The organism is Mucilaginibacter polytrichastri (assembly GCF_001911425.1).
Taxonomy (GTDB): domain Bacteria; phylum Bacteroidota; class Bacteroidia; order Sphingobacteriales; family Sphingobacteriaceae; genus Mucilaginibacter; species Mucilaginibacter polytrichastri.
In genome coordinates, this window is sequence record NZ_MPPL01000001.1 from 4,551,669 (window position 1) to 4,562,899 (window position 11,231).

Below are 11,231 nucleotides of genomic sequence, written 5' to 3' on the forward strand. Positions count from 1 at the left end.
CCGTATCTACATAAAACATATAGTTGTAGTCATGATTGTAGACGTAGCTTTTAAAGTAAAGAGCATTGCGGGTAATATTCGCCGCATAAGGGAGGGGAAGGGCTATACCCAGGAATATCTGGCCATGAAATTAGGGATTTCACAAAATGCCTATAGTAAGATAGAACTGGGGTATACAAAGATAACCCTAGAACGACTTTTTCAAATTGCCAGGATTATCGAAATAGAAGTAGTGAAATTAATGGACGATCCAAAATCTTCAATATCGGCAGAGCATTCGCACGTTGCATCAATGTAACAGCATATCGTATATTTGCAGTTTTTAAAAAGCTGCAAATATGAATGCTGATCTTCTAATCACCTCAACCGTAAAATTTGTTAAAGAAACATTAGCCGGCGCCGAATCGGGGCACGACTGGTGGCATATTTTACGTGTTTGGAACAATGCCAAATTAATTGCCCAAACAGAAGATGTAAACATGACCATTGTTGAGTTGGCGGCCTTGCTGCATGACATTGCCGACAGCAAGTTTAACAATGGAGATGAAGAGATTGGCCCCCGAACTGCTTCTAACTTTTTACGCGGACTAGGTGCAGATGAAGTTATTATTGAACAGGTTGCATTAATTATCAAACACTTGTCGTTCAAGGCGAGTTTTGACGGGCAAACCTATTTCTCTGCCGAGCTGGCCGTTGTACAAGATGCCGACCGTCTGGATGCTATTGGCGCTATTGGCATTGCCCGTGCATTTACCTATGGCGGTTACAAAAACCGCGAGATCTACAATCCCAATATTAAGCCCGATCTTAACCTTACCAAAGAGGCTTATAAAAACAACACCGCCCCTACCATTAACCATTTTTACGAGAAGCTTTTATTGCTGAAAGATAAAATGAATACCACCACTGGGAAAGAATTGGCGCAAAAGAGGCACGATTTTATGGAACTTTACTTACAACAGTTTTATAATGAGTGGGATGGAATTCTGTAACTAATTTCCAATAATCATTTTATTTCAAACTAATAACTCAATGTCGTTGTATATAGCTATGGTTATAACATCAATGCAAATTTCTACTATTTTTGCCCCAAAAATACAATATGATCAAAAAAATACCCCTACTTCTACTCTGCCTTGCATCCTTTACAACCGTTAAGGCGCAGGATACCCTGAAACAGCAAAGATTTAACTTCCACTTCCAACAAACAATAATTACGCAGAGTAAACCGGGTTTTAGTGCCGATTATAGTGGCCAAAACAGTTTATCGACCGCTAAAGAAACCCAGACTTCTTTAACTACTACCCTTTTTGGCGGCGCCAGGTTATGGAAAGGTGCCGAGGCTTATTTTAATCCCGAAATGTCGGGCGGGGCTGGCTTAAGCAAAACTTTGGGTGTTGCAGGTTTCCCAAATGGTGAAACTTTTCGGGTTGGGCAGGCTGAGCCTAAAATTTATATTGCGCGCTTATACCTTACCCAAAACTTTGAGTGGGGTAAAGAAAAGGATACCATAAAGGATGATCAGAACCAACTGGCCGGCTTAAAAAGTAAACGCTACCTGTCATTCACCGCGGGTAAATTTGGCATGGCCGATTATTTTGACGGCAATGCATTTAGTCACGACCCGCGTACGCAGTTTATGAACTGGTCGCTGATGAGTAACGGCGCCTGGGATTACCCCGCTAATACCCGTGGTTATGTAATTGGTTTATATGCCGAATTAGGCCAACCCACCTGGTCGCTCCGTTTTGCCTACACTATGGTAACCACAACAGCCAACGGTGCAATTTGGGATGCCAAGATCGGTAAAGCCAACTCGCAAACCCTCGAGTATGAAAAACGCTACGGCAACGGCGATAAAAAAGGCACTTTCCGCGTACTGGGCTTTTTAAACAATGGCAAAATGGGCGATTATAAAGCAGCCCTTGCTCTATCACCAGTAAACCCGGTTGTGGACACCACCCAACGCTACGGCCGCCATAAATTTGGTTTCGGGTTAAATGCCGAGCAAAACCTGAGCAAAGATTTTGGCGTGTTTGCCAAAGCCAGTTACAACGACGGTAAAACTGAAACCTGGTTTTTTACCGAGATAGATCGTTCTGTAAGTTTTGGTGGCGTGCTAAATGGACGCTCATGGAAACGCAAAAATGATGAGGTAGGCCTGGCCTTTGTAGGCAACGGTATCTCTAAAGATCACCGCGATTACCTGGCAGCGGGTGGCTATGGCTTTATTATAGGCGATGGTAAATTAAACTATGGCACCGAGATGCTCGCCGAATTGTATTATAAGATAGATGCCTTTCAGGAGAAATTCTTCATCACGCCAGATTACCAGTTTATCATGAACCCAGCTTACAATAAAGACCGTGGCCCGGTAAATGTATTTTCGGTGAGGGCGCACATAGAGTTTTAAAGCCCCTAACCCCCTAAAGGGGAACAGAAGATCTTTACCCATTCATTACAAAAAGAAAGGCTGCGATCATATAAATCGTAGCCTTTCTTTTTGTATGTTAACTTCCCTATTTGCTCCCCTTCAGGGGCATGGGGGTTTATTACTTCCTTACACGGCTGTAAGCAAGCCTATGCTCTTCTTTCTTTTTGTTGGCAGCGATTGAAGCTACACCACCCGTTAGGAATAATAGACCGATAAATCCTGACAACAGGAATGTACCTATATTAACCTGGTCGAATACAAATATTCCTGCGATCATTATAATAGCTCCCATTATTAACAGGATATAATTTGATTTCTTCATCATATCAATTCGTTTGTGTTTATACATTAAACGCATTCTTAATGCGAAAGTAACATACGGATAATATTATGACTTTGAGAATAGAAAGTACGATTTTCATCCTAAGCCCCTAAAGAAAGGAAAGGAGTTTTATCAGCAGACTTTATTCCCGATACATGATGGTTCAAAACTTGCATCACTCCTCCCTTAGGGGGCTGGGGGGCAGCCTTCGGTATCACCATTAAGCCTACAAAATAAATTAGCATGCAGCCTGCGCTAATGAAGTTCATTCGCATGGCATTTTTAAAATTAGCGTTTGCCGTTGATTTACCCACCAGGTAAAACCAATAATTAAAATACAGAAACACCGGTAGCGAACATATTAAAAAGCTGTAGAATGGTTTTAAGGAAACAGGCTGCCAGTAAATAAATGTGAGGCCAATAGCACTGGCAAACAATGCGCCCGAAAAAATGAACGAACCTTTATAACCCAACAACAGGCTAATGGTACGGTCGCCGCGGCGGCTGTCTTCATCATGCTGGTAAACCTGGGTTAGCGGATAAGAGGCGCCGATGAGGCAGGAACAAATGGCACCGGCTATAATAAAGCTGGCATCCCAATGGCCAAATAAGCTTTGCCCTGATAGGGCAGCGGAGGTAGTCCAGTAAATAAAACAGCCCTGGAAAACAAATACTGTCAAGAAACTAACAATAGGAAACCGCTTTAACCGGGTTGACGGATGGCTGTACATTTTAGACATAATGCCATACAGCAGCACTGCGCAGGCAAATTGCCAGCTTACTATAAAGCCCAAACCAAAAGCAAGTACTTCCAGCAATATCGAGAAGTAATACAGGCTCAGGTCTACCTCGGGTGGTTTTTCGAGCAGGCCGATACTGTCTTCATCCTTATCAAAATAGCTGTTATAGCCATTACTGGCCGGGAAGGCCAGCAAATGCCATATGATAAAGATCAGTATCGCCTTCACCAGATCCACATGCGGGGCCTGACTGTAAGCAAAGCAAAACACCGGCATTAAAAATACCGAAAACACAAACCTGAGATGCGCAATGGCCGACCGTGTAGGCCATAAATGTTTCAACACCATTAAACTAAAGTAGCTATATTAAGGTCAATAAATTTATTATGTTTGAGTGCATACGTTCAATTTAAACTTAGATACCCAAACAACTGTTACACCGTTTACAACGTAACTACTATAGATACGTTGCAAAACATACAAAAGACTACATGAAAAAATATTTTTTATTAATAACCCTGCTGGCTATTACCAACGCATTTGCACAGGTTAAACAAACGGTAACCAAATCGACCGTTAAGTATGAGATTAAAAACATGGGCATTAACACCCACGGCATCTTCGGCGGCGTTCAAGCTGATATTAAGTTTGACGACCAGCACCTGGCCACCAGTAGTATTGAGGCTTCGATAGAAACGGCCACTATCAACTCTGACAACGAGATGCGCGACAAACACCTTAAAAGCGAAGACTATTTTGACGTTGCTAAATACCCGCACATCACCATGAAATCTGTTTCATTTAAACATAAAAATGGCGACAACTATACAGGCGTTTTTAACGTAACTATTAAAGACAAAACAAAAACAGTAGACGTGCCTTTTACTTATACAGAAAGCGGCAATACAGCATCATTTAAAGGTGTCTTCACCATCAACCGTCAGGATTTTGGCGTGGGTGGCGGTAGCATGATCCTATCTAAAGAAGCAACCATTACTGTTGAGGTACAAACAACCAAATAATTAACTAATACAAAAATGGGTAGTTGCATCAGTGCTATAGGCACAGCAAATCCGGAGTATAAAATTCCGCAGGAAAAAATATTCCGCTTTATGGCCAACGCTTTTGCGCTTGATGATACCAATAAAGCCCGTTTAAAAAGCATATATGACCACGCGGGCATTAGCCACCGTTACTCGGTAATCCCCGATTTTGGTTTTGCCAATAGCGACGATTTTACCTTTTTTGAGCAAAATACTTTGCTCGAGCCTTTTATACCTACCCAAAAACGGTTGCAACTTTACCAGCAAAAAGCAGCCAACGTAGCAGCTGATGCGGTTAAAGCCTGCTTAAAAGATTTCGATCAGCGTATTTATAAAGAGATTACGCATTTAATTACCGTAAGCTGTACAGGCATGTATGCGCCGGGTTTAGATATTGACCTGGTTGAGCAACTGGGTTTAAACCGCAGTACCGAGCGCACCTGCATAACCTTTATGGGTTGTTACGGCGCGGTAAACGGGCTAAAAACTGCCGATTATATTTGCCGCTCTAACCCGCGGGCCAAAGTATTGGTAGTTAGCGTTGAGCTTTGCACCCTGCACTTTCAAAAAGAAAACACCCTGGACAACTGGGTAGCCAATTCCCTTTTCTCTGACGGCGCGGCGGCGGCATTAATTGAAAATAACGACCAGATTTTCGGTTCTCCTGTTATCGAGCTGGAAAGCTTTTACACCGAATTTTTGCCTGAAGCCCGCGACGAGATGGGCTGGTATGTAGGTAATACGGGGTTCGAAATGCGGCTTACCTCTAAAGTTTCACGCCAGATTAAAAAATATATTAAACCCATAACCCATAATTTATTGGCACATGCCGGTCTGGATTACAGCCAGATCAGCGCTTACGCCATCCATCCGGGAGGCAAAAAGATATTGGAAGCAGTTGAAGACGCGCTGGAACTACCCGAAGAAAGCAATGCTATCGCCTATGAGGTTTTACAGCAATACGGCAACATGTCATCGGCCACGATATTATTTGTGCTTGATAAAATGCTGAAAGCCGGAAAACTGATCGATCAGCGCATTTTAAGCTTTGCTTTCGGCCCAGGTTTAACTGTTGAAGGTATGGTATTGCAAATGCACTAAAACGATGGACGACGTAATTATCATCGGCGGCGGACTGGCTGGCTTGTTTAATGCCATTTTATTAAACCGTGCAGGCTTGCGTGTTACCCTCATCGAAAAAAAAACATACCCTTTCCATCGCGTCTGCGGCGAATATATCAGCAACGAGGTTCTGCCTTTTTTAGAGGGGTTGGATATCGATGTTCGTCAACTCGGCGCAGCCACCATTAAACGACTGGAAGTTACAGCGGTATCCGGCACTAAACTCAGTCAGCAACTTGACCTTGGTGGCTTTGGGCTGAGCCGTTATACACTCGATAATTACCTTTACCAAAAGGCAGGTGCCGAGGGCGTAAAGTTTTTATTAGGTACCCGGGTAGAGGATGTGCAATTTATTAATGACCGGTTCGAGATAACCATCCCGAATAAAAAACTGATCACCCCATTGGTGATCGGTTCTTTTGGTAAACGCTCCAACCTCGATCAAAAACTCAAACGTAAGTTCTTTTACCGCCGCAGCCCCTATCTGGCTGTTAAGTTTCATATCCGGGTTGATTTTCCGGATGATCTCATCCAGCTTAATAATTACCATAACGGCTATTGCGGCATTAGTAAAATTGAGAGTGATAAACATTGCATGTGTTATTTAGCACACCGCGATGATTTGCGTAAGTATGGCAACCTGCAAGGCCTGGAAGAAAACGTGATCCTTAAAAACCCTTATCTCAAAGCCGTATTTGACAAAGCCGAATTTCTGCTGGATAAGCCAGAAGTAATTAACGAGATCTCTTTTGAGAAAAAAGAACCGGTTGATAACCATATTTTAATGAGCGGCGATACTGCCGGCATGATAGCCCCGCTCTGTGGTAACGGAATGACGATGGCTATCCATTCGGCCAAAATACTTTCGGGCATTATTGCTTCGCATTATAAAACCGGTACATTTAACCCTGCTAAACGGGCATTAATAGAGCAGGATTACACCACGCAATGGAACCAGCAGTTTGCCCAACGCTTATGGACAGGCAGGCAGTTACAAAAATTATTCGGGCATAACGGCACCACCGCGCTCATGCTTAACCTGCTCAACGGCCTCCCGCCACTTACCCGTTACCTTATTGGTAAAACCCACGGCAAACCTTTTGCTTAACAGCTGTTTATATTAAATATGATTGATTTATCTACACGTTCGGCAACAGCCGAAATTATGGACGATTTTGATTTGCCTCCGGCAGAAATTGACCCTGTTTTGGATGGGCTGGGTAAAATGAATGCCTTATTTGGCGGGCATCAATCATTAATTAAAGCCTTAAAAGCATTCCCGGTAGAAGATAACAATTACATCAGCGACTGGGGTTGCGGCGGCGGCGATGTGTTAATTGCCATAGCCAGGTGGGCACAAAAACATAACATAAATTTAAAGTTAAACGGTGTAGATGCTGCGCTTGCAGCTGTTAACTTTGCCCGTCAGCAATCCAGCGCTTATACGCACATCAGCTATGTAAAGGCTGATGTATTGCTGGTCGATTATGAGCCAAACAAATTCGACATTATTGTTTCGAGTTTGTTTACCCATCACTTTGCCGATAACGAGTGGATAGCACTGGTAAGCAAGATGAATAATACCGCCCGGCGCGGCATTATAATTACCGACCTGCACCGGCATTGGCTATTGTATTACGCTGTAAAGCTAATTACCAGGCTTTTCACCAGTAATAAAATGGCTCAAAATGACGGCCCGCTTTCTGTGCAGCGCAGCTTTAAAAAGCACGAATTAAAAACTTTGCTGGCAAAGGCAGGCATCAGCAATTATAAATTACAATGGATGTGGGCTTTCAGATGGCAAATCGTGATTTATAAAACCTAAATTTATACCCATGAAACTACGCGTACTTATCTTAATTAATGCTTCGGCAGTAGCCATTACGCTATCGTGCGTTAATTATTACTTTCAGCATAACCTGTACGATCTGAGTATCACATTTGGCGTAAGCTTTGTTACCAGCTTTGTAGTATTTTATTACCTGATAGAGAAATATGTTTACTCTAAAATCAAGCTCATTTATAAGCTGATTCACAACCTTAAACTAGGCCGCGACCTGCGCGAAGCACTAGGCGAAAACATGAGCGCCGACCCTATTAACGATGTAGAGATAGAGGTAAAAGAATGGGCACGGGAAAAAAAGACCGAGATTGATGTATTAAGAAATCAGGAAAAATTCAGACGCGAATTTTTATCCAATATATCGCACGAGTTTAAAACGCCGCTTTTTGCGATACAGGGCTATATTGATGCCATTACCGATGATGACTTTGACGACACCGACATGGCGCGCCAGTTTTTGCGCAAAGCATCACGAAATGTAGAACGATTAACTTACCTGATTAAAGATCTGGATGAAATTTCTAAATTAGAGTCGGGCGAAATGCCGATTAATTATACCAAATTTAAGATCAACGACCTGATTAAAGAAATTTTTGAAACCGTGGAATTGAAAGCTCAAAAGCATAACAGCAAAATGGTTTTCAAACAAAAATATGATGAACCTATTATGGTAACGGCAGACCGGGACAAGATTAGTCAGGTACTGGTCAACTTATTGGATAACTCCTTTAAATACGGCCGCGAAAACGGCACTACCTCGGTAAGTTTGTTTGACCTTCATGACCAGGTTTTGGTAGAAGTAACCGATGATGGTAACGGAATAGAAGAAAAATACCTGCCCCGCCTGTTCGAGCGCTTTTTCCGCACAGATTCGAGCAGATCGCGAGAAATCGGCGGTTCAGGACTTGGCCTGGCTATTGTTAAACACATTATTGAGGCTCATGAGCAAACCATTAATGTGCGCAGTACCGAGGGCATTGGTTCTACCTTTGGGTTTACGTTACAAAAAGTTAAACAACAGATACCTTTTCCGGGGATGCCCACGTTAAAGAGTTAACATTAAATTAACATTGGAGAGCTTACATTTGCTAAAATTTTTAATATGTCATTAAACAGTATATTCCAATATTTTGTACCAAAAGACAAAAAAGTATTTTTCCCTTTGTTTGAGCAAGCAGCAAGCAACGTGGTGGCTATGGCCACGGTATTAGTTGAGGCTGTTAACAATAACAACTCGGCAACCCGCGAAGAACTGTTTAAACAAATTGACAAATTAGAAAATAAAGGAGATGACATTACCCACCAAGTTTACCTGGAATTGGGCAAAAACTTTATTACCCCGTTTGATCGTGAAGACATCCACGCCCTGGCATCAGCAATTGATGATGTGGCCGATAATATTCAAGGCTCTGCCAACCGCATGATGCTGTATCATGTAGAGGAAATTACAGAACCGATCCGCAAACTATCAGACCTTATTTTACAGGCCAGCATTGACCTGGAAAAAGCAGTACGTGAGTTGAAGGATCTGCGCAACGTACGTGCCATTGCAGATTCTTGTATTCGCATTAACAGCATCGAAAACCAGGCCGATTATGTATTCGACCGCGCAGTTGCCGATCTGTTCCTGTACGAAAAAGACGCTTTAAAAGTGATAAAACATAAAGAGATACTGGCTGCCTTGGAAACAGCCACTGATATGTGCGAGGATGCAGCCAATGTTATGGAATCTATCTTAGTTAAAAACGCATAACCACATATATACCACCAATTACATGGTTACTACATTACTTGTTGCGGTAATTTGCCTGGCACTGATCTTCGATTTTATAAACGGATTTCATGATGCGGCCAACTCTATTGCAACCATTGTATCAACAAAGGTTTTAACACCTTTCCAGGCAGTATTATGGGCAGCAGCCTTTAACTTCCTGGCCTTTTTTCTTATTAAAGACCATAAGGTTGCCAATACTATTGCCAACACGGTATTAGAGCAGTTTATTACCATGCATGTGGTTTTAGCCGGCTTGGTTGCTGCCATTACCTGGAACTTAATTACCTGGTGGTTTGGTATCCCTTCCAGCTCATCGCACACGCTTATAGGCGGCTTTGCAGGCGCCGGGATGACACATGCGCTATATATGCATGTAAACCCAATGGATGCCATTAACCTAGGCCCTATTCTGCGTATCATTGCCTTTATTTTCCTGGCACCTATTATCGGTATGATCATTGGTATCGTTATTAATATACTGATATTGCATATTTGTAAAAACGCCAAGCCTTCTACAGCCGAGCGTTGGTTTAAACGCCTGCAATTAGTATCGTCAGGCGCGTTAAGCTTTGCACATGGTGGTAACGATGCACAAAAGGTTATGGGTATTATCTATGTAGCTTTAGTAGCGCAAAAAGTTATTATCTATGGCGCCGTAATGCCAGAGTGGATACCGTTGGCCTGTTACAGCGCCATTGCTTTGGGCACCATGTCTGGTGGTTGGAAAATCGTTAAAACTATGGGTACCAAAATAACTAAAGTTACCCCATTAGAAGGTGTAAGTGCCGAAACTGCCGGTGCTATTACCCTGTTTGTTACCGAGCGTTTAGGCATCCCGGTTTCTACTACGCACACCATAACAGGTTCTATTATTGGTGTGGGTTTAACCAAACGGGCCTCAGCTGTTAGATGGGGGGTTACTATTAACCTGGTATGGGCCTGGATAATCACTATCCCAATTTCAGCTATTTTTGCTGCCATTGTTTATAGCATCGTCAGGTACTTTTAATCTGCATTAAACCAAGCCGAATATTATTTGTTTCTTTATATCATGAAGAAAGGAATAGTTACTTTATTGCTTGCAGCTGCCTGCATACCGTTAACCAGCTTTGATTATGCACCGCATCATTACACGGCAACTGTTAAAGGTTTACCCATACCTAGCAATGCCGAAATTATAAGCGGACTTAAACAAGCACTTCAACAAGGTACCGTTAAAAGCTCCGATCAGCTTTCGGCGCTTAATGGTTTCTTCGGCAATGCCGCCATCAAAATATTAATGCCTCCCGAAGCGCAAAAGGCTGAAAAAACCTTGCGCAAGTTAGGCATGAACAAGCTTTGCGATAACGTGATCCTTTCCCTTAACCGCGCCGCCGAAGATGCCGCCAAACAGGCTAAACCCATCTTTGTAAACGCCGTTAAACAAATGACGGTGCAAGATGCCGCCAATATTTTAACCGGCAGCAATGATGCCGCTACCCAATATTTTAAACGTACTACTACAGCCGCACTTAGCACCCAGTTTAAGCCGGTTGTGCATAGCAGCCTGAGTAATGTTGGCGCAACCAACTTGTACACTCAGCTGGCTACCCAATACAATAAGATCCCGTTTACTTTCAACAAACTTAACCCGGATCTGGACGACTATGTTACCCAGAAAGCAATAGACGGTTTGTTTTACCAGATTGCTTTAGAAGAACTGAATATTCGCCAAAATTTAACCGCACGCACCACTCCTGTGTTGCAGAAGGTATTTGGATTTTTAGATAAGAAGTAGGATTATTTCGGATGGCCGGTTTCGGATTGTCATTCCATTTTTTGTCATCCTGAACGATAGTGAGGTGTTATATATTTGATTGTCTGATGCAGAAGATTCCTCCTACGTCGGAATTGTAAAGGGGATATTATACAAAAAGGCTCGGGTGACATACACCCGAGCCTTTCTATCTATAA

13 protein-coding genes are annotated in these 11,231 nt (G+C 42.6%); 11 read left to right on the forward strand and 2 right to left on the reverse strand.

The window, feature by feature from the left end:
- The 3 genes from RG47T_RS19540 to RG47T_RS19550 form a co-directional block, all read left to right on the forward strand.
- Window positions 1-298: helix-turn-helix domain-containing protein (locus RG47T_RS19540; RefSeq protein WP_354525179.1), on the forward strand; the 298-nt coding region annotated here is incomplete at its 5' end.
- Between the two features lie 40 nt (window positions 299-338).
- On the forward strand, window positions 339-992 hold the full coding sequence (locus tag RG47T_RS19545; protein ID WP_074491130.1) for an HD domain-containing protein: 654 nt from the start codon (window positions 339-341) through the stop codon (window positions 990-992).
- A 110-nt stretch (window positions 993-1,102) separates the two neighbouring features.
- Window positions 1,103-2,413 (forward strand): carbohydrate porin, encoded by a 1,311-nt coding sequence (locus RG47T_RS19550; RefSeq protein WP_074491131.1) that lies wholly within the window; start codon window positions 1,103-1,105, stop codon window positions 2,411-2,413.
- A gap of 139 nt (window positions 2,414-2,552) precedes the next feature.
- Here the strand turns inward: RG47T_RS19550 and RG47T_RS19555 are convergent, their stop codons facing one another.
- Together RG47T_RS19555 and RG47T_RS19560 are read right to left on the reverse strand one after the other, a co-directional pair.
- Entirely contained in the window at window positions 2,553-2,759 is a 207-nt protein-coding gene (locus RG47T_RS19555; RefSeq protein WP_139235731.1) for a hypothetical protein, read from the reverse strand.
- Window positions 2,760-2,857: 98 nt separating this feature from the next.
- Window positions 2,858-3,844 (reverse strand): UbiA family prenyltransferase, encoded by a 987-nt coding sequence (locus RG47T_RS19560; RefSeq protein ID WP_083627464.1) that lies wholly within the window; start codon window positions 3,842-3,844, stop codon window positions 2,858-2,860.
- A gap of 143 nt (window positions 3,845-3,987) precedes the next feature.
- On the opposite strand from RG47T_RS19560, the gene RG47T_RS19565 reads away from it, so the two are divergent.
- The 8 genes from RG47T_RS19565 to RG47T_RS19600 are packed head-to-tail and all read left to right on the forward strand — an operon-like array spanning window position 3,988 to window position 11,055.
- Window positions 3,988-4,518: a YceI family protein gene (locus RG47T_RS19565; protein WP_074491133.1), complete on the forward strand. Its 531-nt coding sequence runs from the start codon at window positions 3,988-3,990 to the stop codon at window positions 4,516-4,518.
- A gap of 15 nt (window positions 4,519-4,533) precedes the next feature.
- Window positions 4,534-5,640: a type III polyketide synthase gene (locus tag RG47T_RS19570; protein ID WP_074491134.1), complete on the forward strand. Its 1,107-nt coding sequence runs from the start codon at window positions 4,534-4,536 to the stop codon at window positions 5,638-5,640.
- Between the two features lie 4 nt (window positions 5,641-5,644).
- Entirely contained in the window at window positions 5,645-6,769 is a 1,125-nt protein-coding gene (locus tag RG47T_RS19575) for an NAD(P)/FAD-dependent oxidoreductase (protein WP_074491135.1), read from the forward strand.
- Between the two features lie 18 nt (window positions 6,770-6,787).
- Entirely contained in the window at window positions 6,788-7,486 is a 699-nt protein-coding gene (locus tag RG47T_RS19580; protein WP_074491136.1) for a methyltransferase domain-containing protein, read from the forward strand.
- A 10-nt stretch (window positions 7,487-7,496) separates the two neighbouring features.
- On the forward strand, window positions 7,497-8,561 hold the full coding sequence (locus RG47T_RS19585; RefSeq protein WP_074491137.1) for a sensor histidine kinase: 1,065 nt from the start codon (window positions 7,497-7,499) through the stop codon (window positions 8,559-8,561).
- 45 nt (window positions 8,562-8,606) lie between these two features.
- Window positions 8,607-9,257: a DUF47 domain-containing protein gene (locus RG47T_RS19590; protein WP_074491138.1), complete on the forward strand. Its 651-nt coding sequence runs from the start codon at window positions 8,607-8,609 to the stop codon at window positions 9,255-9,257.
- 22 nt (window positions 9,258-9,279) lie between these two features.
- The gene (locus RG47T_RS19595) at window positions 9,280-10,287 is read left to right on the forward strand and encodes an inorganic phosphate transporter (RefSeq protein ID WP_074491139.1); all 1,008 of its coding nucleotides are present in this window, start codon (window positions 9,280-9,282) and stop codon (window positions 10,285-10,287) included.
- A gap of 42 nt (window positions 10,288-10,329) precedes the next feature.
- Window positions 10,330-11,055 carry a DUF4197 domain-containing protein gene (locus RG47T_RS19600; RefSeq protein ID WP_074491140.1) on the forward strand — a complete coding sequence of 242 codons (726 nt, stop codon included), beginning with the start codon at window positions 10,330-10,332 and terminating at the stop codon, window positions 11,053-11,055.
- Window positions 11,056-11,231 lie beyond the last annotated feature (176 nt).

Coding starts and splice junctions, on each gene's coding strand:
- RG47T_RS19545 (WP_074491130.1), top strand. CDS start 339: ATGAATGCTGATCTTCTAATCACCTCAACCGTAAAATTTGTTAAAGAA.
- RG47T_RS19550 (WP_074491131.1), top strand. CDS start 1,103: ATGATCAAAAAAATACCCCTACTTCTACTCTGCCTTGCATCCTTTACA.
- RG47T_RS19555 (WP_139235731.1), bottom strand. CDS start 2,759: ATGATGAAGAAATCAAATTATATCCTGTTAATAATGGGAGCTATTATA.
- RG47T_RS19560 (WP_083627464.1), bottom strand. CDS start 3,844: ATGGTGTTGAAACATTTATGGCCTACACGGTCGGCCATTGCGCATCTC.
- RG47T_RS19565 (WP_074491133.1), top strand. CDS start 3,988: ATGAAAAAATATTTTTTATTAATAACCCTGCTGGCTATTACCAACGCA.
- RG47T_RS19570 (WP_074491134.1), top strand. CDS start 4,534: ATGGGTAGTTGCATCAGTGCTATAGGCACAGCAAATCCGGAGTATAAA.
- RG47T_RS19575 (WP_074491135.1), top strand. CDS start 5,645: ATGGACGACGTAATTATCATCGGCGGCGGACTGGCTGGCTTGTTTAAT.
- RG47T_RS19580 (WP_074491136.1), top strand. CDS start 6,788: ATGATTGATTTATCTACACGTTCGGCAACAGCCGAAATTATGGACGAT.
- RG47T_RS19585 (WP_074491137.1), top strand. CDS start 7,497: ATGAAACTACGCGTACTTATCTTAATTAATGCTTCGGCAGTAGCCATT.
- RG47T_RS19590 (WP_074491138.1), top strand. CDS start 8,607: ATGTCATTAAACAGTATATTCCAATATTTTGTACCAAAAGACAAAAAA.
- RG47T_RS19595 (WP_074491139.1), top strand. CDS start 9,280: ATGGTTACTACATTACTTGTTGCGGTAATTTGCCTGGCACTGATCTTC.
- RG47T_RS19600 (WP_074491140.1), top strand. CDS start 10,330: ATGAAGAAAGGAATAGTTACTTTATTGCTTGCAGCTGCCTGCATACCG.